This is a genomic window from Sulfitobacter sp. EE-36, from assembly GCF_000152605.1.
GTDB classification, from domain to species: domain Bacteria; phylum Pseudomonadota; class Alphaproteobacteria; order Rhodobacterales; family Rhodobacteraceae; genus Sulfitobacter; species Sulfitobacter pontiacus.
Map to the genome: position 1 here is coordinate 1,187,378 of NZ_CH959310.1, position 23,125 is coordinate 1,210,502.

At 61.9% G+C, this 23,125-nt stretch carries 23 protein-coding genes; 12 read left to right on the forward strand and 11 right to left on the reverse strand.

Translation table 11 applies throughout. The annotated features are described in order from the left end of the window. The first annotated feature begins 188 nt into the window (after positions 1 to 188). Positions 189 to 2,039 (forward strand): aspartate--tRNA ligase, encoded by a 1,851-nt coding sequence (aspS, locus tag EE36_RS08325; RefSeq protein WP_005851251.1) that lies wholly within the window; start codon positions 189 to 191, stop codon positions 2,037 to 2,039. A gap of 127 nt (positions 2,040 to 2,166) precedes the next feature. Here the strand turns inward: aspS and EE36_RS17695 are convergent, their stop codons facing one another. Beyond that, a complete protein-coding gene (locus EE36_RS17695; protein WP_235602514.1) occupies positions 2,167 to 2,328 on the reverse strand; it encodes a hypothetical protein in 162 nt (53 codons plus the stop codon). 165 nt (positions 2,329 to 2,493) lie between these two features. Here EE36_RS17695 and EE36_RS08335 point away from each other — a divergent pair, with 165 nt between their 5' ends. Continuing rightward, on the forward strand, positions 2,494 to 3,219 hold the full coding sequence (locus EE36_RS08335) for a GNAT family N-acetyltransferase (RefSeq protein ID WP_005851255.1): 726 nt from the start codon (positions 2,494 to 2,496) through the stop codon (positions 3,217 to 3,219). A 7-nt stretch (positions 3,220 to 3,226) separates the two neighbouring features. On the opposite strand, the gene EE36_RS08340 is transcribed toward EE36_RS08335, so the two are convergent. Beyond that, positions 3,227 to 3,946: a response regulator gene (locus tag EE36_RS08340; protein ID WP_005851256.1), complete on the reverse strand. Its 720-nt coding sequence runs from the start codon at positions 3,944 to 3,946 to the stop codon at positions 3,227 to 3,229. Positions 3,947 to 4,080: 134 nt separating this feature from the next. Here EE36_RS08340 and mce point away from each other — a divergent pair, with 134 nt between their 5' ends. Then, entirely contained in the window at positions 4,081 to 4,485 is a 405-nt protein-coding gene (gene mce, locus EE36_RS08345) for a methylmalonyl-CoA epimerase (RefSeq protein ID WP_005851258.1), read from the forward strand. Between the two features lie 2 nt (positions 4,486 to 4,487). After that, complete coding sequence (locus tag EE36_RS08350; protein ID WP_005851259.1) at positions 4,488 to 4,781, forward strand: DUF1467 family protein; 294 nt, start codon at positions 4,488 to 4,490, stop codon at positions 4,779 to 4,781. Here EE36_RS08350 and EE36_RS08355 read toward each other — a convergent pair. From EE36_RS08355 to trpS, 4 genes are all read right to left on the reverse strand, one after another. Continuing rightward, entirely contained in the window at positions 4,714 to 5,448 is a 735-nt protein-coding gene (locus EE36_RS08355; protein ID WP_005851261.1) for an EI24 domain-containing protein, read from the reverse strand. The two genes, EE36_RS08350 and EE36_RS08355, sit on opposite strands and share 68 nt — an antisense overlap. Further along, the gene (locus tag EE36_RS08360) at positions 5,439 to 6,011 is read right to left on the reverse strand and encodes a nitroreductase (protein ID WP_005851262.1); all 573 of its coding nucleotides are present in this window, start codon (positions 6,009 to 6,011) and stop codon (positions 5,439 to 5,441) included. Before EE36_RS08360 ends, EE36_RS08355 begins: the two co-directional genes overlap by 10 nt. Positions 6,012 to 6,022: 11 nt before the next feature. Then, the gene (locus EE36_RS08365; protein ID WP_005851264.1) at positions 6,023 to 7,129 is read right to left on the reverse strand and encodes a class II histone deacetylase; all 1,107 of its coding nucleotides are present in this window, start codon (positions 7,127 to 7,129) and stop codon (positions 6,023 to 6,025) included. A gap of 137 nt (positions 7,130 to 7,266) precedes the next feature. Next, positions 7,267 to 8,283, reverse strand: coding sequence for a tryptophan--tRNA ligase (trpS, locus tag EE36_RS08370; RefSeq protein WP_005851266.1), 1,017 nt, complete (start codon positions 8,281 to 8,283; stop codon positions 7,267 to 7,269). Between the two features lie 75 nt (positions 8,284 to 8,358). Here trpS and EE36_RS08375 point away from each other — a divergent pair, with 75 nt between their 5' ends. After that, complete coding sequence (locus EE36_RS08375) at positions 8,359 to 9,045, forward strand: rhomboid family intramembrane serine protease (RefSeq protein ID WP_005851267.1); 687 nt, start codon at positions 8,359 to 8,361, stop codon at positions 9,043 to 9,045. Between the two features lie 87 nt (positions 9,046 to 9,132). Here the strand turns inward: EE36_RS08375 and murJ are convergent, their stop codons facing one another. The 3 genes from murJ to EE36_RS08390 form a co-directional block, all read right to left on the reverse strand. Next, a complete protein-coding gene (murJ, locus tag EE36_RS08380; RefSeq protein WP_005851269.1) occupies positions 9,133 to 10,725 on the reverse strand; it encodes a murein biosynthesis integral membrane protein MurJ in 1,593 nt (530 codons plus the stop codon). A 108-nt stretch (positions 10,726 to 10,833) separates the two neighbouring features. Beyond that, positions 10,834 to 13,617, reverse strand: a complete 2,784-nt coding sequence (locus EE36_RS08385) for a [protein-PII] uridylyltransferase (RefSeq protein WP_005851271.1) — start codon at positions 13,615 to 13,617, stop codon at positions 10,834 to 10,836. A 13-nt stretch (positions 13,618 to 13,630) separates the two neighbouring features. Then, entirely contained in the window at positions 13,631 to 14,815 is a 1,185-nt protein-coding gene (locus EE36_RS08390) for a penicillin-binding protein activator (RefSeq protein WP_005851273.1), read from the reverse strand. Between the two features lie 89 nt (positions 14,816 to 14,904). On the opposite strand from EE36_RS08390, the gene rsmI reads away from it, so the two are divergent. From rsmI to EE36_RS08410, 4 genes are read left to right on the forward strand one after another with little or no spacing between them, the layout of a single operon-like run. Beyond that, entirely contained in the window at positions 14,905 to 15,765 is an 861-nt protein-coding gene (gene rsmI, locus EE36_RS08395) for a 16S rRNA (cytidine(1402)-2'-O)-methyltransferase (protein ID WP_005851274.1), read from the forward strand. Between the two features lies 1 nt (position 15,766). After that, positions 15,767 to 16,156, forward strand: a complete 390-nt coding sequence (locus EE36_RS08400; RefSeq protein ID WP_005851276.1) for a YraN family protein — start codon at positions 15,767 to 15,769, stop codon at positions 16,154 to 16,156. Between the two features lie 58 nt (positions 16,157 to 16,214). Then, entirely contained in the window at positions 16,215 to 17,150 is a 936-nt protein-coding gene (gene gshB / locus EE36_RS08405) for a glutathione synthase (protein ID WP_005851278.1), read from the forward strand. Beyond that, positions 17,147 to 18,064 (forward strand): alpha/beta hydrolase, encoded by a 918-nt coding sequence (locus tag EE36_RS08410; protein ID WP_005851280.1) that lies wholly within the window; start codon positions 17,147 to 17,149, stop codon positions 18,062 to 18,064. The genes gshB and EE36_RS08410 overlap by 4 nt, the downstream gene beginning before the upstream one ends. On the opposite strand, the gene EE36_RS08415 is transcribed toward EE36_RS08410, so the two are convergent. Together EE36_RS08415 and EE36_RS08420 are read right to left on the reverse strand one after the other, a co-directional pair. Further along, the gene (locus EE36_RS08415; protein ID WP_005851282.1) at positions 18,030 to 19,544 is read right to left on the reverse strand and encodes a YifB family Mg chelatase-like AAA ATPase; all 1,515 of its coding nucleotides are present in this window, start codon (positions 19,542 to 19,544) and stop codon (positions 18,030 to 18,032) included. The two genes, EE36_RS08410 and EE36_RS08415, sit on opposite strands and share 35 nt — an antisense overlap. A gap of 120 nt (positions 19,545 to 19,664) precedes the next feature. After that, positions 19,665 to 20,246 carry a histidine phosphatase family protein gene (locus EE36_RS08420; protein ID WP_005851284.1) on the reverse strand — a complete coding sequence of 194 codons (582 nt, stop codon included), beginning with the start codon at positions 20,244 to 20,246 and terminating at the stop codon, positions 19,665 to 19,667. A gap of 181 nt (positions 20,247 to 20,427) precedes the next feature. On the opposite strand from EE36_RS08420, the gene EE36_RS08425 reads away from it, so the two are divergent. The 3 genes from EE36_RS08425 to dut all read left to right on the forward strand — a co-directional run bounded on the left by EE36_RS08425 (position 20,428) and on the right by dut (position 23,120). After that, complete coding sequence (locus tag EE36_RS08425) at positions 20,428 to 21,306, forward strand: RNA polymerase factor sigma-32 (protein WP_037944893.1); 879 nt, start codon at positions 20,428 to 20,430, stop codon at positions 21,304 to 21,306. A gap of 106 nt (positions 21,307 to 21,412) precedes the next feature. Beyond that, positions 21,413 to 22,606: a bifunctional phosphopantothenoylcysteine decarboxylase/phosphopantothenate--cysteine ligase CoaBC gene (coaBC, locus tag EE36_RS08430; protein ID WP_039912206.1), complete on the forward strand. Its 1,194-nt coding sequence runs from the start codon at positions 21,413 to 21,415 to the stop codon at positions 22,604 to 22,606. Between the two features lie 64 nt (positions 22,607 to 22,670). Then, the gene (dut, locus tag EE36_RS08435) at positions 22,671 to 23,120 is read left to right on the forward strand and encodes a dUTP diphosphatase (protein WP_039912208.1); all 450 of its coding nucleotides are present in this window, start codon (positions 22,671 to 22,673) and stop codon (positions 23,118 to 23,120) included. Positions 23,121 to 23,125 lie beyond the last annotated feature (5 nt).

Genomic DNA, 23,125 nt, shown 5'->3' on the forward strand with positions numbered 1-23,125 from the left:
TCATCAACGTCGCGCGGGAAGGGCCGTCTGCTTTGGGAGGAGCAGGCGGCCCATCTATTTTCAGCCCCACGGTTTGACGCGGGGGTTTTACCCGCGGTTTGTGCCGTTTTTACGGGAAACTCTTGACTTCCGCGGCCCCAAACGGTGTACCTGCCCCGAACAATTCTAGCCCTCGAAAGGGACCCGTCATGCACGCATATCGCAGCCATACATGCGCCGATCTGAGCAAGGAAAACGTTGGCGACAAGGTTCGCCTGTCCGGGTGGGTGCACCGTGTGCGCGACCACGGTGGTATCCTGTTTATCGACCTGCGCGACCACTACGGCATGACCCAAGTGCTGTGCGACCCTGATTCCCCCGTCTTTGCCGAGGTGGAAAAGGTGCGGTCCGAATGGTGTATCCGCATCGATGGCGAGGTAAAGGCCCGCGACGCCGATCTGGTCAACACCAAGATCCCCACCGGCGAGATCGAAGTTTTCGTGCGCGACATCGAAGTGCTGGGGCCTGCGAAAGAGCTGCCTTTGCAGGTTTTTGGCGATCAGGAATATCCCGAGGAAACCCGCCTGCGCTATCGCTACCTCGACCTGCGTCGCGAAAAAATGCAGGACAACATGGTGCTGCGGTCCGATGTTGTGTCGTCGATCCGCAAGCGCATGTGGGACCAGAACTTCAAAGAATTCCAGACGCCGATCATCACCGCGTCTTCCCCCGAAGGCGCGCGCGACTTCCTCGTGCCGTCGCGTCTGCACCCGGGCAAGTTCTACGCGTTGCCGCAGGCCCCGCAGCAGTTCAAACAGCTGCTGATGGTGTCCGGTTTTGACAAGTATTTCCAGATCGCGCCGTGTTTCCGCGACGAAGATCCGCGCGCTGACCGGTCGCCCACCGATTTCTACCAGCTCGACCTCGAGATGTCCTTTGTCGAACAGCAAGACGTGTTCGACACCATCCAGCCCGTGCTGACCGGCATTTTCGAAGAATTCGGCGGCGGCAAGGCTGTGGATCAGGAATGGCCGCAAATCTCTTATAAAGACGCGGCGCTGTGGTATGGCTCTGACAAGCCTGACCTGCGCAACCCGATCAAGATGCAGGTCGTGTCCGACCATTTCCGCGACTCCGGCTTTGCGATCTTCGCGAAACTGCTGGAACAGGAGGGCACCGAAATCCGCGCCATTCCCGCGCCCACAGGCGGCAGCCGCAAGTTCTGCGACCGCATGAACGCCTTTGCGCAAAAAGAAGGGCTGCCCGGCATGGGCTATATCTTCTGGCGCGAGAAAACCGCCGACAGCGTGGCACAGGAACTGGGCATCACGGTGAAAGAAGCCCAAGCCAAGCTGAAAGCCGGTGAGGTCGAAGGCGGCATGGAAGCAGCGGGCCCACTGGCCAAGAACATCGGGCCAGAGCGTACCGAGGCGATCCGCCAGCAATTGGGTCTGGACGTGGGCGATGCGGCGTTCTTCCTTGGCGGCAAGCCCAAGTCCTTCGAAGGCGTCGCGGGCCGTGCCCGTAACGTTATCGGTGCCGAATTGGGGCTGACGGATGAAAACCGTTTCGCCTTTGCCTGGATCGTCGATTTCCCGATCTACGAGAAAGACGAAGAAACCGGCAAGATCGACTTTGAACACAACCCGTTCTCTATGCCACAGGGTGGGATGGACGCGCTGATGGGCGATCCGCTTGAGGTGCTTGGCTATCAGTATGACCTTGCGTGCAACGGCTACGAACTGGTGTCTGGCGCCATCCGGAACCACAAGCCAGAGATCATGTTCAAGGCGTTCGAGATCGCAGGCTACGGCAAGGAAGAAGTCGAGAAGCGGTTCGGCGGCATGGTGAACGCGTTCCAATACGGTGCCCCGCCCCACGGTGGTTGTGCCGCCGGTATCGACCGGATCGTCATGTTGCTGGCGGAAGAGGCGAACATCCGCGAGGTGATCCTCTTCCCGATGAACCAGCGTGCCGAAGACCTGATGATGAACGCGCCAAGCGAACCACAGTCGGACCAGTTGATGGAACTGGGTCTGCGGGTCATCCCGCAGGACTAAGCCCTGCAACATACCCATAGAAAAGCCCGCCTTGGATATGCCAAAGGCGGGCTTTTTCGTTTGAACGCGATGGAATCGCGTTGGTGTCGGGGTGGTGGTCTATGTCAGGCCGGCCTGCGCCCAAAGGTCAGAAACCGGCTTGCGCAACCTCTACCACGGTCTGCGCGCCAAAGTCGCGCGCATGGGCAAAAGCCAGTGCCACGATCGCCACACCCACTACATTTGCCGCAAAGACGGTCCAGTCGAAACTGGTTTCCTTGGCGTAGATGCGGCGCAGTTTGGTGAACATGATGTGCCCCTTGGGATGGGTGACGTGGGTGGCTTGGTGGTTGCGGATGGCATCAGCCTCGCAGGCGTTTGTGGCAAAAACAGGACTTTTCTGCGCTCCAGTTTGGGTGATGTCATATGACATTCGGGTCTTGGCGCTGACAGCGCTTGGCCTTAACGTAAGCGCATGAAACAAGATGACCAGCCCCCCGGCCCACTTGGTGCCCCTGTTGCAGATTTTTCCGTCCCGCCGCGCCCGCCGCGGACGGTAATGACGGGCCGCTACGCCCAGCTTGAACCGCTGAACGCCGAGGCCCATGCCGCCCTGCTGTTCCGCGCCTTTGAAGGGCAGGATCACCTGTGGCATTATATGTATGACGGGCCGTTCTCATCCTCTGCCCAGTTTCACCGCTGGGGGCGCGAGGTCGAAACCAAGGACGACCCGCTATTCTATGCGATCAAGAACCTAGAGACAGGGCATATCGAAGGGGTGGCAAGCTATCTGCGCATCGCGCCAGAGGCCGGATCGATAGAGGTCGGGTCAATCACCTTTGGGCCCGCGTTGCAGCGCACGCGGGCGGCGACGGATGCCATGTATCTGATGATGAAATGGGCGTTCGAGGCGGGATACCGTCGGTATGAATGGAAGTGTAACGCGCTGAACATGCCGTCACGCCGTGCCGCGCAACGCTTGGGCTTCAGCTACGAAGGCATCTTCCGGCAGGCGGCTGTCGTCAAAGGGCGCAACCGCGATACGGCTTGGTTTGCGGCGATTGACGCCGAATGGCCGGGCCTGCGCGAAGCCTTCGAGGCGTGGCTTTCCCCTGCAAACTTTGACGCAGAGGGTAAGCAGCGCGAACGGTTGGGCGATCTGACCAGCCTCGTGCGGGTGTCCAGTGACCCGCTGACGTGACCCGCGACTAGATCGCGATTTGCCGCATCAGGCGTTGGCGCAAGACCGATCGGATCACCCGTTGTTCCTCTATCGCCGGCAGGCCCAAGGTGCTGCGTGCTGCCAGCGCTGTCGCCGCCTGTTCCAGTGCTGCGTCCCGCGCACTGCGCGCCACGCCGGTCAGAAACTGCGCGACATATTCCAGCGTCTGAGGCGTACAGGGGCCGGACAGAACGTCATCCATATGCGCCATGTCATCCTGCAACGCGATAGTGTCGGGCGTGATCGTTTCATCGGCAAGCACGGACAGCCCCAGCGGACGGTGATGCTGGGGCAGGGCGGCCAGCACGACCTGTTGAAACTGTGACAAAGACTGCAACGGTTTGCTCATGAAACGGTCTGCCCCTGCGGCCAGCGCATCCGCCGCCAGGTGGGTGTCCCCCGAAATCGCCAGCAACGCATCCACGCGGGGCTGCGATTGTGCCAGTTCCGCAATCAGATCAATGCCGTTTCCGTCTGGTAGCCCCAGATCGGCAATCACGATCGACGGGCGGTAGACCTGCAAATGCCGCCGCGCCGCGCGCAGGCTGTCGGCCCGTCTGATCCGCGCGCCAGAGCGGAGACAGAGCAGGCGCATCGCCTCGCAGGCAAAGCGGCTGTCTTCGATCACCAGAACCGTAAGGCCCAAAAGCGGGCGGTCGGCCGTGGGGGCGGGCAGGCTTTGGGCCTGATGTTCAAGCGTATCCATGATTCCTCCGTTATGCTTTGTGGGTGACCTATGGTTAGGCGCGCTTCGCTAATACGGTGTTAACGTGACGCATTGCTCTTGCGGCAGCGGCAGCCCATAAACCGGGTCAAATGTTGATTTGAGGGAGAAGAATGATGATCGGTCGCCTAAACCACGTAGCCATCGCCGTGCCGGACCTTGAGGCCGCTGCGGATCAATACCGCAACGCTTTGGGTGCGAATGTTGGTCCCGCGCAGGATGAACCCGACCACGGCGTCACCGTGATCTTTATCGAACTGCCCAATACCAAGATCGAACTGCTTTACCCGCTGGGGGACGATAGCCCGATCAACGGTTTTCTGGAAAAGAACCCTGCCGGTGGCATCCACCACATCTGCTATGAGGTCGAAGACATCATCGCGGCGCGGGATCGCCTGAAGGAAAGCGGCGCGCGTGTTCTGGGCAACGGTGAGCCCAAGATCGGTGCCCACGGCAAGCCGGTGATTTTCCTGCACCCCAAAGACTTTAACGGCGCGCTGGTCGAGCTGGAGCAGGTGTAACCATGGCCGTCATGTCAGGTATCGTTCTGTTCACCGTGATCTGGTCGATGGTATTCATGATCCTGCTGCCAGTACGGGTGCAGACCCAGGGGGATCTGGGCCAGATCGTCGAGGGCACCCACGCGGGGGCCCCCGAACATCACCATCTTAAAAAGAAAGCGCTGTGGACGACCGCTGTGTCGATCGTGCTATGGGCGATCATCGCGGGGATCATCCTGTCGGGCTGGTTCACCGTGGCGGATGTGGAGCAGTGGCTCCACGGGGCACCGACACCAATTGGTGGAACAAATGGGTAAAGGTCGCCGCCCCTAGGATCGGAATCACCAGATTCAGCAGCGGCACCGACAAGGGAATCGCCATCAACACGCCGGCGGCCCAGATTGTAAGGCCATGTTTCCCGCGCAGACGCTTTGCCTCGGTCCGGCCCACCCGCCGGATCGCGGCAAGGGTGAAATACTCGCGCCCCAACAAGAAACCGTTCACGCTCCAGAAGATCAGGGGCGCGAAGGGGGCGAACATCAGGTACAGCACCAACGCCACGACGTTCACGCCGATCAGCACCCCCATGAAGTTCACCGTATCGCGCAGCGCATCGCCAAAGGGCACGGGGGTGGCGGGGGGCAGATGGGGGTAGTGTTCGGCCTCTACCGCGTCGGCCACATCATCCAGAAACATCGACGTGATGGCCGAGGCGACGGGCACCATCAAGAACACCGACAGCACCATCAACAGCAGCGCTGCCCCCCAGCTGAACAAATCGTCCAGCCACGAAACCTCGCCCAGAACGGGCAGCCAGTTGTCCTCTCCGGTCAGCCAGTCGATCAGCCAGACAAAGCCCGCCGAGGCGCCGACCAGCAGCAGCAACGCCAAGCCGACACCCAGCAGCAGCACGCGGCGAAAGCTTGGATCGCCGACCTGTCCAACGGCCAGCCCGAAGGCGCGAAAAATCTGTGCTATTGCCATGTGGTGATCGCCGTGATGTCGGGGCGCCCGCGCTCTGGCGGGGCGGAGGTTTCGGTGCCGATATGGATGATGCCGGCGATGCGTTCATGCTCCGCGAGGTCGAAAGCCTCGGTCATGAAGGCGCGGTCGTGGCTGACCCAACCGCTTAGCCAGTTCGCGCCCCAGCCAGAGGCGAGCGCGGCATTGACCAGCGACAGGCAGACCCCGCCCACGGCATAGGTCTGTTCCAAGGGCGGGATCTTGGGCGAGGGTTTCTGCACCTCGACCACCACAACCGCCAGATCGCTCTGATCAAATTGCCCGCGGCCCTTCTGGATCTGCTCGGGGTCGAGCGCCAGTGCGGTGCCGCGTGCCTCGGCGATGTCGGCCAGACGCGCCATCGCGGGCTTTTCGATCACGATAAACCGCCACGGCTCCAGCATCCCGTGATCCGGTGCGCGCGAGGCCACGGTCAACAGCTCGGTCAGCGTGTCGCGGTCGGGGACCGGTGTGGTCAGGGTCTTGGCAGGGCGCGAACGGCGGGTTTGCAGGAAATGCAGCGCGTCGGGATTGGGTGTCGGCATCGGGGTCTCTCTTATAGGTTCAGCTCTTGCGCCATGTCGTCAATGGACGCGCGCAGGAAAGCGTCGAATGCGGGGCTTGGCTGGCGGATGCGAAAGTTCTTCGCATGGGGATCTGGCGCTGTGATGTCACTGTCTGCGAGGGCTGCGATGGTGGCGTGGCCACAGAAGGGAACATAGGCCTCTGAATAGCCGCCTTCATGGACGAGCACCAGCTTGCCGCCGCAAAGTTTTTGCGCCACGGCTTTGATCCGCTGTGTCATCTCGGCAAAGGTTTCCGCTGTGGCCTGCATGCGCGCCAGCGGGTCCACGATAGAGGCATCGAAACCGCAGGCGACGATGATCATGTCGGGTTGATACGTGTCGAGCGCGGGGAGCACGACGCGATCGAGCGCATGCAGATAGGCCGTATGCCCCGACCCCGCGTGCATCGGCAGGTTGATATTGTAACCGGCTCCCGCACCGTTCCCCCGATCCGCCAGCGCACCGGTATCAAGCGGGTAATTCCCTTCTTGATGGAGCGAGATCGTCAGCACGTCGTCGCGGTCATAAAAGATCGCCTCGGTGCCATTGCCGTGGTGCACATCCCAGTCCAGCACGGCAACGCGGCGCACCAGCCCCTTGGCCTTTGCTGCCTCGATCGCGATGGCGATATTGGCGAGCAGGCAGAAGCCGTTGGGAAAATCAGGCAGCGCATGGTGCCCCGGTGGACGGCTGAGCGCATAGGCATTGTCGAGGTCACCTTTGGCAACGGCCTCTACCGCGGCGAGGGAGAGACCCGCGGACAGCGCCGCAATCTCGAACCCGCCCGCGGCGAAGGGGGTGCGCAACCCCAGCTCTCCACCGCCCGCGTCGGAAAGGCGCTTAAAGTCGTCGAGATAGGCAGCCGGATGGACCCGCAGCAGATCCTCGCGCGATGCAGGTGCCGCGCTGCGCACGTCGAGTTCAGCCATCAGGCCGGTGACCTCCATCAGATTGCGCAGGCGGCGTTTGGTCTCGGGGTTTTCCGGCAGGCCGCCCGCGGCCAGCGGCTGCACCAAGCCGCCCACGGGCATGGTAAAGGCATAGTTGCCACCTGCGTGCCAAAAGCAGCGTTCATCCATGAAAAAACCGGTGGTCATCGTCTATCCCCTTCGTGGTTCGGGCGAAGGCTGGCAAAACGCTAAAGGATTGTCCATGGGGGCAAGGCCCGCAGCCGTGGTGCTGCGGGGGGACCTGTGGAGTGAGTATTTGGGAAAGGGTGAAGGGGCGGGCTGGTTTAGCCCACCATGCCCACAATCTCGTAGGTTTTCTTGAGGATCGGCGCGGTGATCTCGCGCGCTTGGGTGGCACCGTGGGCCAGAATGCGGTCGATCTCTGCTTCGTCGGCCATCAGCTCTGCCATGCGGGTGCTGATCGGGGCCATTTTGGCGACGGCGAGTTCAGCCAGTTTGGGTTTGAAGGTGCCGAACTGCTGGCCGCCCACATCGGCAAGAACCTGTTCAACGGTCTGGTCGTTCAGCGCGGCGAAGATATTGACCAGATTGCGCGCCTCTGGCCGGTCCTTGAGGCCGTCCACTTCGGAGGGGAGCGCATCGGCGTCGGTCTTGGCCTTGCGGATTTTCTTGGCGATGGTGTCGGCATCGTCGGTCAGGTTGATACGGCTGGCATCGGAAGGGTCGGATTTCGACATCTTCTTGGACCCGTCGCGCAGGGACATGACGCGGGTCGCAGCCCCTTCGATCACCGGTTCGGTCAACGGGAAGAAATCGACGCCGTAGTCATGGTTGAACTTGGCCGCGATGTCGCGCGTCAGTTCAAGGTGCTGTTTCTGGTCCTCGCCCACGGGCACATGGGTCGCGTGATAGATCAGGATGTCGGCGGCCATCAGCGCGGGATAGGCAAAGAGCCCCAGCGAGGCAGCTTCGGCGTTCTTGCCGGCCTTGTCCTTCCACTGGGTCATGCGGCCCATCCAGCCCATGCGCGCCACGCAGTTGAAGACCCAGGCCAGTTGCGCGTGTTCGGGCACCTGGCTTTGGTTGATCAGGATGGATTTATCGGGGTCGATGCCCGACGCGATGAAACCGGCACAAAGCTCGCGCGTGCTGCGCTTGAGGTCCGCAGGGTCCTGCCAGACGGTGATCGCGTGCAGATCGACCATGCAGTAGATCGACTGCACCCCCTTGTCCTGCGCATCGGCGAAACGTTTGAGCGCGCCTAGGTAGTTTCCAAGATGCAAATCGCCCGACGGCTGGATGCCGGAAAACACACGCGGGGTGAAAGAGGTGTCGGTCATTGGATGCTCCGATAAGGCTGGAAACTACGGCCAGATGGGCTTACCCATGCGCACCATGCCCGTCAAGGAGGCCCTATGGAAGACCCAGATTTTCACCCCCCCGTGAACCCGATGCCCGCAACCGTGACGCTGCTTTTTCTGGCGCTTGCGGGGATAGAGGTCGTGCTGTCGCTGGCCGAGGCCGGGATCATCGGCGGCCCTGCAGCTGTGGGCTGGCGTCTGGCCTTGATCCGCGACTTCGGGTTTTCGGGCGATGTCTTCGACTGGATGGTCGCCAACATGCAGTTCCCCCTGCGCGACCTGTCGCGGGTGGTAAGCTATAGTTTCATCCATCTGGGGTTCACCCATGCGATCTTTGCCTGCGTGCTGTTGCTGGCGCTTGGCAAGATGGTGGCGGAGGCGATGGGGCAGGTGGCGTTTCTGGCGATCTTCTTTGTGTCGGGCATTTTCGGGGCGGTGGTCTATGCGCTGGTGCTGGATGATCCGGTCTGGCTGGTCGGTGCCTACCCGTCAGTTTATGGGCTGATCGGCGGCTATTCCTTTGTCATGTGGCGCAAGCTGGCGGTGCAAGGGGAACAGCAGTACCGCGCGTTTTCCCTGATTGCCGTGCTGATGGGGTTGCAGCTGATCTGGGGCGTGTTCTTTGACGCGGGCACCCAGTGGGTGGCGGAGCTTTTGGGCTTTGCCTGTGGTTTCGCGCTGAGCTTTGTTTTTGCGCCGGGCGAATGGGGCAGGCTGCGGGAGCGTATTCGGCATCGGTGAGGCTTGCAGGCGGGACAGGCAGGCGTGACAGGCAGGGGGCCAGCCCCCTGACCCCCGGGATTTAATGCCATTTGGAAGCGGGTCGGGTTAGCTGCGTTTTAGGGCGCGTTTGAATTCGGCCAGTTTGAACGCACCGATGAGCTGGCCGGTGCCGAAGTAGCTGACGGCCGCCAGGGCAGTGAGGATCACCAGGGCGACCCCGCGCCACCAGGCTTCGGCGAGCAGGGGTTGCAGGGCCAGGTTGCCGATCCAGAGCGCTCCGCCCATGACCGCCGCCGCCGCCATGATGCGCCAGATGCGTTTGTGAAAACGCGCATCGAATTTCGCGGCCAACCCGAAGCCACGTGCGCCATAGGCCAGCAAGGCAAACATCGCCCATCCCGCCAGTGTCGTCGCGATGGCAGGGGCAATCCAGCCGATCACGGGGCTGAGGCCGACGGCCAGTACCACGTTCACCACCATTGCGACCACGGCAAAGTAGAACGGGCGGCGGGTGTCTTCACGCGCGTAGTAAAGCGGTTGCAGGATCTTTTGCAGCACGAAGGCCGGCAGGCCGAGCCCGTAGATCGCCACCGCAATGGCGATGGCCGCGGCGTCATCTGTGGTTGTGGCCCCGCGTTGGAACAGCACCGTGGCCAATGTGAAGGGGATCACCATCAACGCAACCGCCGAAGGGATGGTCAGCGCCAGCGACACCTCGGCGGCGCGGCTGATCTGGGTGTGCGATCCCTGTTCGTCTCCAGCCTTGAGCCGTCGTGACAGGTCGGGCAGCAGCACCACGCCAATCGCGATCCCCACCACGCCCAAGGGCAGTTGGTAGAGGCGGTCTGCGTAATTGAGCCATGCCACAGCCCCTTCGTAGAAGCTGGCGACCTGACGGCCGACCAGCAGGTTGATCTGCATGACCCCGCCCGCCAGGGCCGCAGGGGCGGCGATGATGGCGAGGCGTTTCAGCTCGGGCGTCAGGCGGGGGCGACGGCCGAAGGTCAGTGTGAAGCCTGCGCGTTTCGCGGCCCACCAGACCAGCGCCAGTTGCGCGATCCCCGCCAGCGGGACAGACAGCGCCAGCGTGTCGCCGATCTGCAGGCCAAGCGCCTTGTCGATGCCCATGCCGATCGCCTCTGATCCGTCGCGGCCAAGGGCGGCCCCGATCAGGACGGCGAGGATGAAGATGACGTTCAGCACCACAGGGGCTGCCGCCGCCGCCATGAAGCGGCCCGTGGCGTTCAGCACGCCCGATACAAGGGCGGCGAGGGAGATGAACAGAATATAGGGGAAGGCCAGCCGCCCGTATTCGACCGCCAGATCGAACCGTTCGTCCCCCGCAAAGCCCGAGGCCATCAGCAGCACCAGCCCCGGCATCGCGACGATCCCGATGATGGTGAACAGCGTCAGGATGAACGCCATACCGACAAAAGCATCCTGCGCGAATTTTTCCGGATCATCGCCGCTTTCGAGCTTTTTCGAGAACATCGGCACAAAGGCCATGTTGAACGCCCCCTCGGCAAAGAAGCGGCGGAACATGTTGGGCAGGGAAAAGGCGACCAGGAACGCTTCGGCTGCGGGGCCGGAGCCAAGGTAGCCCGCGATCATCACATCACGCACGAACCCCATGACCCTGCTGAGGAGGGTCCAGATCCCGACGGTGAAGAAGCCGGACATAAGGCGGATAGGTTTCATGGTGGTGCTGCCCCGTAACTGCGGTGCAAATGGCCTAGCCGTTGGCGCCGCACTGCGCAATCAGGGAAATGCGAACACAGCCGTCATGCCCGCGCGAAAGCGCCGATGTCAGTCCTGTGCCCGTGCAACACCGTCGATGATCGCCGCACGCAACCGTTTCTCGAGCGTCTTTTGTTTGCTTTCGGTATAGTATTTCAGCCCGAACATATCCTTGACGTAGAAGGTATCGACCACCTGTTCGCCATAGGTCGCGATCACCGCATTGGCGATATAGACGTTGGATTCAGACAGCGACCGCGTGAGGTCATAGAGCAGGCCGGGGCGGTCGCGGGTATCCACCTCGATAATCGTGTAGATTTCGGAGCCTTCGTTATCAAAGGTGATATGCGTGGGCACCTTGAACACTTTCTCGCGCTTTTTCACCTTGTCGCGGGATTTCAGCGCATCGCGGGCCAGAATTTCACCCTTGAGCGTCTTGGAGATCATCTGCCGCAGCCGTGGCAGGCGCGAGACGTCGTAGGGGTTGCCCTCGGCGTCCTGAATCCAGAACGCATCAGTCACCCAGCCATCCTTGGTAGTATAGCTGCGGGCATCGACGACATTGGCCCCGACCAGCGCCAGCGCACCGGCGAGCCGTGCAAAGATGCCCGGGTGGTCTGCCATGACAAAGCAGGCGCGGGTGGCGTCGCGGTTATCGTCAGGGTGCAGGTCAATGCGGATTTCACCGTCCTGAATATCGCGGAGCTGTTCGGCGAATACCACCTGCGATGCCGTATGAAGCCCCTGCCAATAGGGCGGGTAGTGGCGTGCGGTTTCGGCCTGAAGATCCTTGCGCGGCCAATGGGCAAGGGCCGCACGCAGGGCCTTTTTGGCCCCCGCGCCGCGGTTCTCGCGGTTGAGGTCTTCGAGCCCGGTTTCAAGCGCGCGTTTGGTTTGCCGGTAGAGCCCGCGGATCAGCACGGCTTTCCAGTTGTTCCATGTGTTCGGGCCGACGCCGCGGATATCGCAGACGGTCAGCACACACAGCAGATCAAGCCGCTTGACGGTCTGCACCGCCTTGGCAAAGTCCCGCACGGTGCGCGGATCGGAAATATCGCGTTTTTGCGCCATGTCCGACATCAGCAGGTGGTAGCGGACCAGCCATTCGACCGTGTCGACCTCGGCCTTGTTGAGGCCCAGACGGGGCGCGATCTTGCGGGCCATTTGGGCTCCGAGGATCGAATGGTCTTCGGGGCGGCCCTTGGCGATATCATGCAGCAAGAGAGCCACATATAGCACCTTGCGGTTCACCCCACGTTGCAGGATCGACGAGGCGACCGGCAGGTCTTCTTCCAGCTCGCCTTTCTCGATCAGGGCAAGGTTTGTGATGCACTGGATCGTGTGCTCGTCCACCGTGTAGCTGTGATACATGTTGAACTGCATCATCGCCACGATGGGCTCAAACTCGGGGATGAAGGCCGACAGCACGCCCAGTTCATTCATCCGGCGCAGGCCGCGTTCGGGGTTGCCGTGTTTCAGCATCAGATCAAGGAAGATCCGCCGCGCTTCGGGCGTGTTGCGCATGTCGTCGTCGATCAGGGCGAGGTTCGCTTTGACCAGACGCATCGCATCGGGGTGGATCAACATGCCGGTGCGCAATGCCTCTTCGAAGATGCGCAGCAGGTTCAGCTTGTCGCTGATAAACGCCTTGCCATCGGTGACCGCCAGCCGCCCGCCCACGACCTCATAGCCGTCCCGCAGCTTGGGGCGACGGCGAAAGATGCGTTCGAGTAGGGGTTCCGCCTTGACGTGCAAGGCTTCGAGCTTGGTGAGGAAGATGCGCGTCAGCTCGCCCACTTCGGTGGCGTGGCGGAAATAGGCCTGCATGAACACCTCGACCCCGCGGCGGCCCCGCGTGTCGCGGTATCCCATCGCCTCGGCCACGGCGACCTGCATGTCAAAGGTCAACTGTTCGGTCGCGCGTCCTGAAATGAGGTGCAGGTGCCCGCGTACCGCCCAAAGAAAATTCTCGGCCGCGACGAAGGTCTTGAATTCTTCCTCCAGAAACACGCCGCGGTCGACAAGATCGGCGGCATGTTCGACGCTGTAGATATGTTTGGCGATCCAGAACAACGATTGCAGATCGCGCAAGCCGCCCTTGGCCTCTTTGACATTGGGTTCCACAACATACCGTAGACCCTGCTTGCGGTGCCGCGCGTCGCGTTCCTCCAGCTTGGCTTCGATAAAGCTGCGACCGGTGCCTGCAAATAGATCAGTCTTGAGCGTTTCATCCAGATCCTGCGCCAACGCCACATCCGCGGCGATAAAGCGGTGCTCCAGCAGGGCTGTCTGGATCGTAAAATCCTCGCGACCAAGGGTCACGCAGTCGCGGATGGTGCGGGTGGAATGGCCGACCTTCAACTTGAGATCCCATAGCATGTAGAGCATGGATTCGATCAGGTTTTCAGTGCGCTGGCTGGGCGTTTGGGGGATGAGGAACAGCAGGTCCACATCGGAATAGGGGGCCATCTCTCCGCGGCCATACCCGCCGACGCCGATCACGGCGAGCCGGTCGTTCGGGCCAAGCGTTTCAACCGGGTGGAGCCGTTGTCCGGCGATCTGCAGGGTCGTGCGGACAAGCTGATCGGTGAGGTAGCAATAGGCCGACGTCATGGGGCGCGCGTTGAAGGGTGACGCCGCAAAGGCGCGGGCGATTTCGGCACGCCCGTTCTTTTGCGCGTCTTGCAGAACGGCGACAGCGGCGGCCTGAATCTCTGCCGGATCGGTCAAACCGTCCAGCACGTCCTTGAGCGCGGCGGAAACAGCCGCTTCGTCAAAGATGCGTTTGGGGGTGCTGATCAGGTGACGCGCGGTGGCCTCACCTGATTCTGCTGGTGCAACAAGGGGTTTCACAAAAGGCGGTCCCTTAGAAACCAGCCCCGCCAAAGGCTTGGGGGGCAGGGCTGATGATGACGACCTGCTGGTTGCGGATCGTGGCAACGGCAAGGCCGCGTTCGGCGGTGCCGTCGGCCTTGAGGCGGAACACGCCGCTCGCCCCGCGGAAGCCCGCGCCCTGGGTCAGCCGTGCCGCGGACAACGCGTCGGATTTGCCGGATTTCGCCAAGGCCCCCACGGCTGCGATCCCGTCAAAGGCCAGACCAGCGATCGGGCCCGGTGTGTCGCCATAGGCTGCGGCATAGCGCTGCGAAAATGCGGTTGTCGCACCGGGATCGGGCAGGGCGAACCAGCCACCTTGCACGCCGGGCAGGGCCAGCGTTTGGGGCGGGATGTCCCAGCGGGTCAGACCGATGTACTGCGTGGTGGCACCGCTGATCCCTGCCTCTGGCAGCATCTGTGCGAAGAGCGGCAGCGCACTGGCCGAGGATGTCGTCAGGAAGACCGCATTCGCCCCGTTGCTTTCTACGGCAGCTTTCACGCGCGGCACGGCAGACATTACGGCTTCTTGGCTCAGCGCGTAATCAACCGTACCGGCAGAGGTCGCCCCGTTTGCGGCAATCGCCTTGAGGATGGCATCGCGGCCCAGCTGGCCGGCCAGATCCTGCCCGTGCAGTACGAGGATCTTGTCTTTTCCGTTGCTCTTGGCGTAGCGGACCAGACGGTTGGAGGTGTCGTTAAAGTTCTGACCCAGCACAAAGACATTGCCGCCCGCGATGCTGGGGTTGTTCGAGAAGGACAGGACATTCACGCCCTGCGCGGCAACCGCGTTACCCGCCGCATTTGCGGCCTCGCCATAAAGCGGCCCCAGAATGATCTGAGCCCCGTCGGTGACGGCCTGCGCCGCCGCGGTGCCCGCAGTGCCAGCATTGCCGCCCGTACCATAGACCCGCAGGTCAATCTGCACGCCGCCCAGATCGCGGATCGCCAGACGCGCGGCGTTCTCAAGCTCTTGCGCCAGCAGGTTATCTGCCGCCGATCCGCCACGCGGGATCAGCAAGGCCACCGGAATAGGTTTGCTCGAGTCGACTTTGGGGCCCTTGGACCCGTTCATATTGGTCATCGCCACAGGTTCACAGGCGGCAAGCGCCAATGCAATCAGTGGCAGGATCAAAAGCCGCAGTGGCTTGCGAAGGATGTTGAAAACAGCGATCATAACAGTGTCACTCCATTGGTGGCAGGTCGGCGGCGATGGCCCCGAGGACATATGCACTGATCATAGAGGGTGCGAAAGGCGGGTCCAGCTTGAATTACCAAAAGATTCCCCTTGCGGCGGGGCTTTACTTTGTCGGGGTGCCGATCGGCTCTGCCCGCGACATAACCTTGCGGGCGCTCGACGTGCTGGCCTCGGCTGATGTGCTGGCGGCGGAGGACACGCGGAGCCTGCGTAAGTTGATGGATATCCATGGGGTGCCTCTCAACGGGCGGCAGATTGTGGCGCTGCACGACCATTCGGGTAGTGGCGTGCAGGACAAGCTTGTCGCCGCGATCCGCGATGGGCAATCCGTCGCCTATGCCTCTGAGGCTGGCATGCCGCTGATCGCGGATCCGGGGTTCGAACTGTCCCGCGGTGTGGGCGAGGCAGGGCTCATGCTGACCTGCGCCCCGGGCCCCTCGGCGGTGCTGACCGCGCTGGCTTTGGCAGGGCTGCCGACGGATGCCTTCTTTTTCGCAGGGTTCCTGCCCAATGCGAAAGGCGCACGGCTCACGGCGCTGCAAAAGTTGAAAGAGGTGCAAGGCACGCTGGTTTTCTACGAATCACCCAAGCGGGTGGGGGCGATGCTGCGCGATGCCGCACAGGCGCTGGGCGGGGAACGTCCGGCGGCTGTCTGTCGCGAGCTGACCAAGAAGTTCGAGGAAATTCAGCGCGGTACCCTGGATGAATTGACCGAACACTACAGCGGTAAAGCCCCGAAGGGCGAGATTGTTGTGCTGATTGATCGCGGGCGTTTACCGGCTGTTAGCGAAAGTGATCTAACCTCTGACCTTGCGAACGCATTGGAAACGAATTCGATGCGCGATGCCGTCGATATGGTGGCGCAGGCATATGATGTGCCGAGGCGACAGGTGTATCAGGCGGCATTGGAACTGGGGAAAGAAACCTAAGATGACCGACACACTGACGACATTGGCGAAATCCGTTCAAGGGGCTGTTTCCTATCACGCAGGTCGTGCGGCTGAACTGCAGGTCTCGGATGACTACCGCCGCCGCGGCTTTGATCTGGCACATGAACGGTGGCGCGGTAAGGCAGGCGAAATTGATCTGATCATGCGCGACGGCGACGGGATCGTCTTTGTCGAAGTGAAGAAAAGCAAAAGCCATGACAGCGCCCTGCAGCGTCTGAACCGGAAACAGATGCGCCGTATCTATCGATCCGCCGAAGAATTCATTGGCGGCGAACCCAAGGGCGCGCTAACGGATGTGCGGTTTGACGTGGCGTTGGTCGATCAGACCGGTGACCTGCGGATCCTTGAAAACGCCTTCGGGCACGACTGACCCATTGCACCCCACGCCCTGCTGCGCCATCTAGAAAGGAACAACAGGGAGACCCCTTATGAAAATCGCCTTTCAGATGGACCCGATCGGGGACGTGAACATCAACGCGGACAGCAGCTTTCGCCTGGCCGAGGAAGCACAGGCGCGCGGGCACGCGCTTTTCTACTACACCCCCGATCACCTCGCCTATCAAGAGGGGCGCATAACCGCACGGGGTCATGATCTGACCGTGCAGAGGGTACAGGGCGATCACGCCACCTTGGGGCCTGAACGCGAGGTTGATCTGGCGGATTTCGACGTTGTCTGGCTGCGGCAGGATCCGCCGTTCGACATGCATTACATCACCTCGACCCATTTGCTGGACCGTCTGAAAAAGACAACGCTGGTGGTGAATGACCCGTTCTGGGTGCGGAACTACCCCGAAAAACTGCTGGTGCTCGATTTCCCGCAGCTGACCCCGCCGACCACAATCGCCCGTGATCTGGACACGATCAAAGCGTTCAAGGCGAAACATAAGGATGTCATCCTCAAGCCGCTATACGGGAACGGGGGCGCGGGTGTCTTCCGTCTGGACACGAATGATCGCAACCTCAGCTCTTTGCACGAACTGTTTACCGGTTTCTCGCGCGAGCCGTTGATCGTACAGAAATTCCTGCCTGCTGTGTCCAAGGGCGATAAACGGGTGATTCTCGTGGATGGCGAACCCGTCGGGGCCATCAACCGCGTCCCGGCAGAGGGGGAAACCCGGTCGAACATGCATGTGGGCGGCCGCCCCGAGAAGGTCGGCCTGACAGAGCGTGACCTTGAAATTTGCGCCGCCATCGGCCCGTTGCTACGCGAGAAAGGGCAGATTTTCGTCGGCATCGATGTCATTGGCGACTATCTGACAGAGATCAACGTGACCTCCCCCACCGGCATACAAGAACTGGAACGTTTCGACGGCACCAATATCGCGGCCAAGATATGGGAAGCGATCGAGCGTAAGCGCGCATGAGCCTGCTGCGCCCTCTGCTGAACGGCTATTTACGTTTGGTAGAGAAGCGCAAGCTGGCGCGCACGCGTGATGTGCATAAGATACGTCGTGATTTCGCGAAAACCGCGCGGCTGCTGTTTCGGGCACCTCGGGGCACCCAGATCACCAGAAGCCGCTTGGTTGGCGCGGGCGAGGTTCTGCGGGTGACCCCTGCGCAGACACGCTCTGATCTGGTGATCTTTTACATTCATGGGGGCGGTTTCGTGTTCGGCAGTCCCGATACCCACGGCGCGATGCTGGGGGCCTTGGCGCAGCGTCTGGGGGCTGTGGCGGTGTTGCCCTATTACCGTCTTGCCCCCGAAGCGCCGTTTCCCGCCGCAATCGAAGATGTCGCCGCGGCCTATCAGGCGCTGCTCGACAGTGGTGTGTCGGCGCAGAATATCATTGTGGGCGGCGATAGCGCGGGCGGCGCGCTGGCTTTCAATCTGCTTAGCCGGCTTTGTGCGGGCAGTGGCCCCCTGCCGCGCGCGCTTTTTGCCTTTTCACCGCTGACCGATTTTCTGCACGAGGGGGCCAGCTTCCGCGAGAATGCGGCACGAGAGGCCGTATTGCCCGCCGCGCAGGCCGGTCTTATGGCAGAGATGTATCTGGCCGGTGCCGACCCCCGAGATCCCGATATAAGCCCCTTGCTTGCGAGCTATCCGGGGGCACCGCCAGTCTGGATCACCGTCGGGTCCACAGAGATTTTACGCGATGACGCGCGCCGGATGGCAGCGCATTTGCGGGATCAAGGTGTTAGCGCGTCGTTGGAAGAGGAGCATGACCTGCCCCACGTCTGGCCGATCTTCCACAACACCCTGCCCGAAGCGCAGGCCACGCTGGACGCATTGGCGCACTGGATCACGCAACTGCCACCGACGGCAACCGAAAGCTGAGCGCTTCGGCCAGATGCGGTTTGCGCACGTCGCCGGCCCCGTCCAGATCCGCGATGGTGCGCGCCACACGCAATACCCTGTGATACCCACGCGCCGATAGGTGAAACCGCTCTGCCGCGCGGGACAGCAGCTGCCGCGCCTCCGTATCCGGGGCGGCGATCTGTTCCAACAGGTCCCCTTCGGCATCTGCGTTCAGAGCCGCTGTGGGATGGTCGGCAAAGCGGTCGTGCTGGCGGCGGCGTGCGGCTTGCACCCTTTGGGCGACCTCCACCGAGCCTTCCGCACTGGGGGGCAGGTCGAGGTCGGTATAGCCCACGGGCGGCACATCTATGCGCAGGTCGAAGCGGTCACGCAGCGGGCCCGAGACGCGGTTCATATAATCCTCACCGCAAGCGGGGGCTTTGCTGCATGCGCGGGACGGATCGCTAAGGTAGCCGCATTTGCAGGGGTTGGCTGCGGCGACAAGCATGAATTTGCACGGGTATTTCACATGTGCATTGGCGCGGGCGATCATCACCTCGCCCGTTTCAACGGGTTGGCGCAGGGTTTCCAGCACGGTGCGCGGGAATTCGGGGAATTCATCCATGAACAGCACGCCGTTATGGGCAAGGCTGACCTCTCCCGGTTTGGCCAGCCGCCCGCCGCCAATGATCGCCGCCATAGACGCCGTGTGGTGCGGTTCGCGGAACGGGCGCAGACGAGAGATGCCACCGTCATCCAGAAGCCCGGCAAGCGAGTGGATCATAGAGGTGCTGAGCGCTTCTTGTGGGGTCAGCGGGGGGAGGATGGAGGGCAAACGCGCCGCCAGCATGGATTTACCCGAGCCGGGCGTGCCGACAAACATCAGGTGATGACGTCCCGCGGCCGCGATTTCCAAGGCGCGTTTGGCGCGTTCCTGACCTTTGACATCACGCAGGTCATGCTGGCTGGGGCTTTGCGAGACTTCGCCCGGTGTGGCAGGCGGCAGCGGGGTTTGGCCGGTATAATGCCGCACCACCGCGCCGAGGCTGGGGGCCGCGATCACCTGGGCATTGCCGACCCATGCCGCTTCGGCACCAGAGGCAGCGGGACAAAGCAGGCTACGCCCGTTTTCCGCCGCAGCCATCGCCGCAGGCAGCGCGCCGATCACGGGGATCAGGCTCCCGTCCAGCGACAGTTCGCCCAAGGCGACGGTGCTTTGGATGACATCATTCGGCAGGATATCGATCGCCCCCAGCAGGGCCAGCGCGATCGGCAGGTCGAAATGGCTGCCTTCTTTGGGCAGGTCGGCAGGGCTGAGGTTGATCGTGATCCGTTTGCTAGGCAGGGCGATGGCCATCGCACCAAGCGCGGCGCGGACCCTTTCGCGCGCTTCCGACACCGCTTTGTCGGGCAGGCCCACGATTGAGAAGGCGGGCATACCGGCGGAGAGCGCGCACTGCACCTCGACGATGCGCGCGTCGATGCCCTGGAATGCGACCGTATATGCCCGTGCGACCATTCTACCCCTGATGTCTTGCGATACCTCAGGGGTAGGGCGGGGGTGTTTAATAAGCGTTAACGGGCGTGGAAAGCGCGGGATTTGAGTTTAATTGGCAAAATGAAGGTAGGGGCGGGGCCGTCAGACCTGATGGTTGATCGTGCCGATGTCCCACCCCTGCGGGGTGATGTGGATATCCGTGACCGACAGGTTGTCGATCTTATGTGCCATCGCGGCATGGGCATCCACGCCAAGCGCGCGTTGGACCTGTGTCAGGATCACGCCGAAATGCGCCACGGCGATGATGTCTGTGTTCGGATGGGCCTGTGTGATCCGGTCAACGGCGGCGTTGATCCGGCGGGCCGCGTCATTCCAGCTTTCGCCTTCGGGGGCGGCGATGTCACCCGGGTTGGTCCAATAGGCGCGGCTGAGCTCGGGGTGGCTTTGCGATACATCGCGGGCGTGCATGCCGTCCCACAGCCCGAAATCAAGCTCGCGCAGGTCGCGGTCATGGGGCAGGCGCAGACGGCTGGCAGAGGCCAGCGTATCGGCGGTGGCAGAAGCGCGGATAAGGTCCGAGGATACCAACACGGCCCTCTGCGGAAGATGCGCGTTGAGCCGACCGAGCTGTGCGACATCGGAAAGATCGGCAGGGACATCGCGCCAGCCGACAAAGTTTTTCTCGTGGGTCGGGCCGTGGCGCACCCAATGCCAGATAGTCATGATCAGCGCGCCTTATTCGCCCAGTGGTTTGCGATTTATTTAGCGTCATTGTCACAAAGTCAAAGCAAGCTGCGCGGAAAAAAGCCGATTCTTTTTCGATTCCGCGTGAACCAACTGGCGGTTTTCCGCGTTTAGATGAAAAGGCGCAGACAGATGTGCCTCAATAGTAGGGATGGACATCATGACGCTGGCGCAATCACGTGAATTTTCTTTGACCCGCACCGCAATGAAGGCAGAGCTTTTGGATGCGGAGACAGAACTGAAGCTTGCCTATGCCTGGCGGGACGAACGCGACGAGGAAGCGCTGCACCGGCTGATCACAGCTTACATGCGTCTAGCTATCTCGATGGCGGGTAAATTCAAGCGCTATGGCGCGTCGATGAATGATCTGATCCAAGAGGCTGGATTGGGCCTGATGAAAGCTGCCGACAAGTTCGACCCCGACCGCGGGGTGCGCTTTTCTACCTATGCCGTCTGGTGGATCAAGGCGAGCATTCAGGATCACGTCATGCGCAACTGGTCGATGGTGCGCACCGGCTCTACGTCCTCTCAGAAATCGCTGTTCTTCAACATGCGCCGTGTACAGGCACGTCTTGAGCGCGAGGCCCAAGCTGCGGGCGAGACCCTGGACAAGCATCAGCTGCGTCAGATGATTTCTACCGAGATTGGCGTGCCGATGCATGACGTCGAGATGATGGAGGGGCGTTTGTCCGGCTCTGACTTCTCGTTGAACGCGACGCAATCGGCAGAGGATGAGGGCCGCGAATGGATCGACGCGCTGGTCGATGACAGTGCGCAGGCCGCCGAACGTGTCGAGGAAAGCCACGACACGCTGACATTGCGCAGCTGGCTGTTGTCGGCGATGCAGGCCCTGAACGAACGCGAGCAATTCATTGTGCGCGAACGCAAGCTGCGCGACCAGCCACGCACGCTTGAAAGTCTGGGTGCCGAGCTGAGCCTGTCGAAAGAACGTGTGCGCCAGCTGGAGGCCGCGGCCTTTGGCAAGATGCGCAAAACGCTTGAGACACAATCCTCCGAAGTGCGCCACTTCCTGATGTGACCCCCCTGGTATGTTCCCGCGGTCTGCGCGCGCTGCCGCAGGAACGGGCTGGCGGAAAATGAACCGCCCCCCTATGGTCGGGACGAATACCGACGAGGGGGCGATCATGCTGGCTGGCAAACATATTCTGCTGATAATCGGGGGCGGCATTGCCGCTTTCAAATCCCTTGATCTGATCCGTCGCCTGCGCGAACGCGGGGCCACTGTGACGCCCGTGCTGACTCGCGCGGGCGAAGAGTTTGTGACGCCTTTGTCTGTTTCGGCGTTGGCGGGGCAGAAGCTGTATCGCGATTTGTTCGATCTGGGCGACGAGGCCGAGATGGGACATATCCAGCTCAGCCGTGTCGCGGATCTGGTTGTGGTGGCCCCTGCCACGGCGGATCTGATGGCCAAGATGGCGAGCGGTGTGGCGAATGATCTGGCCTCTACCCTATTGTTGGCGACAGATACGCCGGTGCTGATTGCACCGGCGATGAACGTGCGCATGTGGGACCACCCCGCGACGCAGCGCAACCTTGCGACCCTGCGCGGTGATGGCATCCATGTGGTCGGCCCGAATGATGGTGATATGGCCTGCGGGGAATTCGGCCCCGGACGCATGTCCGAACCGCTTGAGATCGTCGCGGCGGTCGAGGCGCAGCTGGCCGATGGTCCGCTAAAGGGGCGACGTATTCTGGTGACCTCCGGCCCGACGCATGAGCCGATTGATCCTGTGCGCTATATCGCGAACCGGTCCTCGGGCGCGCAGGGCACCGCTATTGCGCGCGCGTTGGCGGCATTGGGGGCTCAGGTGATCTTTGTCACTGGCCCTGCCGACGTGCCCCCGCCCGACGGGGTAGAGGTGATCCGCGTGCAAACGGCGCAGCAGATGCAGGAAGCGGTAGAGGCAGCCTTGCCCGTCGACGCTGGCGTATTTGCCGCGGCGGTGGCGGATTGGCGCATGGCCAGCGCCAGTGATCGAAAGCTCAAGAAATCGAAAGACGGGCTGCCGGTGCTGAGCTTTGCTGAAAACCCCGATATTCTGAAAACCGTCAGCGCGGCGGGTGCGCGGCGGCCCAAGCTGGTCGTGGGCTTTGCCGCCGAGACGAATGACGTCGTTGAAAACGCCACGGCGAAACGGCTGCGCAAAGGCTGCGACTGGATCGTTGCGAATGATGTCTCACCGGCGACAGGCATTATGGGCGGGGCGGAAAATGCTGTGACCCTGATCACGGATGCGGGTGCCGAAAGCTGGCCGCGTATGGGCAAGGATCAGGTGGCACAGCAGTTGGCCGCGCGCATTGCAGAGACGTTGCGCTAGAGTTTTCTTGCCTTCGGCGAGGATTTAAAACCATTTGGAAAGCGCGCGTGCGGTGGAGCGGATGATGAGCGAGATCAAATTCAAACGGGTCAGCGGCAATGATGATCTGCCGCTGCCGTCCTATGCCACTGCCGGGGCGGCGGGGATGGATTTGCGGGCCTTTCTGCCGGACGGGCCGATGGAATTTGTAAAAGGGCAGATTAGTCTGATCTCTATCGGGTTCTCGGTCGAGCTGCCGCGCGGGACAGAGATGCAGATTCGGCCACGGTCGGGCCTGGCGTTGAAGCACGGGTTTCTGATTCCCAATGCGCCCGGCACGGTGGATGAGGATTACCGCGGCGTGGTGATGGTTGGGCTGTACTATGTAGGGGATGCGCCTTTCGTTATCCGGCACGGGGATAGGATCGCGCAGGCTGTTATTGCGCAGGTTCAGCAATACGCCTGTGTCGAGGTCGATGCCTTGTCCGATACCACGCGCGGGGACGGCGGATTCGGCTCAACCGGCCTGAAATAGACTAG

What these genes read in the sequence shown, in the direction of transcription:
- aspS (WP_005851251.1), top strand. Translation starts at nt 189, where the DNA reads ATGCACGCATATCGCAGCCATACATGCGCCGATCTGAGCAAGGAAAAC.
- EE36_RS17695 (WP_235602514.1), bottom strand. Translation starts at nt 2,328, where the DNA reads ATGTTCACCAAACTGCGCCGCATCTACGCCAAGGAAACCAGTTTCGAC.
- EE36_RS08335 (WP_005851255.1), top strand. Translation starts at nt 2,494, where the DNA reads ATGAAACAAGATGACCAGCCCCCCGGCCCACTTGGTGCCCCTGTTGCA.
- EE36_RS08340 (WP_005851256.1), bottom strand. Translation starts at nt 3,946, where the DNA reads ATGGATACGCTTGAACATCAGGCCCAAAGCCTGCCCGCCCCCACGGCC.
- mce (WP_005851258.1), top strand. Translation starts at nt 4,081, where the DNA reads ATGATCGGTCGCCTAAACCACGTAGCCATCGCCGTGCCGGACCTTGAG.
- EE36_RS08350 (WP_005851259.1), top strand. Translation starts at nt 4,488, where the DNA reads ATGGCCGTCATGTCAGGTATCGTTCTGTTCACCGTGATCTGGTCGATG.
- EE36_RS08355 (WP_005851261.1), bottom strand. Translation starts at nt 5,448, where the DNA reads ATGGCAATAGCACAGATTTTTCGCGCCTTCGGGCTGGCCGTTGGACAG.
- EE36_RS08360 (WP_005851262.1), bottom strand. Translation starts at nt 6,011, where the DNA reads ATGCCGACACCCAATCCCGACGCGCTGCATTTCCTGCAAACCCGCCGT.
- EE36_RS08365 (WP_005851264.1), bottom strand. Translation starts at nt 7,129, where the DNA reads ATGACCACCGGTTTTTTCATGGATGAACGCTGCTTTTGGCACGCAGGT.
- trpS (WP_005851266.1), bottom strand. Translation starts at nt 8,283, where the DNA reads ATGACCGACACCTCTTTCACCCCGCGTGTGTTTTCCGGCATCCAGCCG.
- EE36_RS08375 (WP_005851267.1), top strand. Translation starts at nt 8,359, where the DNA reads ATGGAAGACCCAGATTTTCACCCCCCCGTGAACCCGATGCCCGCAACC.
- murJ (WP_005851269.1), bottom strand. Translation starts at nt 10,725, where the DNA reads ATGAAACCTATCCGCCTTATGTCCGGCTTCTTCACCGTCGGGATCTGG.
- EE36_RS08390 (WP_005851273.1), bottom strand. Translation starts at nt 14,815, where the DNA reads ATGATCGCTGTTTTCAACATCCTTCGCAAGCCACTGCGGCTTTTGATC.
- EE36_RS08400 (WP_005851276.1), top strand. Translation starts at nt 15,767, where the DNA reads ATGACCGACACACTGACGACATTGGCGAAATCCGTTCAAGGGGCTGTT.
- gshB (WP_005851278.1), top strand. Translation starts at nt 16,215, where the DNA reads ATGAAAATCGCCTTTCAGATGGACCCGATCGGGGACGTGAACATCAAC.
- EE36_RS08410 (WP_005851280.1), top strand. Translation starts at nt 17,147, where the DNA reads ATGAGCCTGCTGCGCCCTCTGCTGAACGGCTATTTACGTTTGGTAGAG.
- EE36_RS08415 (WP_005851282.1), bottom strand. Translation starts at nt 19,544, where the DNA reads ATGGTCGCACGGGCATATACGGTCGCATTCCAGGGCATCGACGCGCGC.
- EE36_RS08420 (WP_005851284.1), bottom strand. Translation starts at nt 20,246, where the DNA reads ATGACTATCTGGCATTGGGTGCGCCACGGCCCGACCCACGAGAAAAAC.
- EE36_RS08425 (WP_037944893.1), top strand. Translation starts at nt 20,428, where the DNA reads ATGACGCTGGCGCAATCACGTGAATTTTCTTTGACCCGCACCGCAATG.
- coaBC (WP_039912206.1), top strand. Translation starts at nt 21,413, where the DNA reads ATGCTGGCTGGCAAACATATTCTGCTGATAATCGGGGGCGGCATTGCC.
- dut (WP_039912208.1), top strand. Translation starts at nt 22,671, where the DNA reads ATGAGCGAGATCAAATTCAAACGGGTCAGCGGCAATGATGATCTGCCG.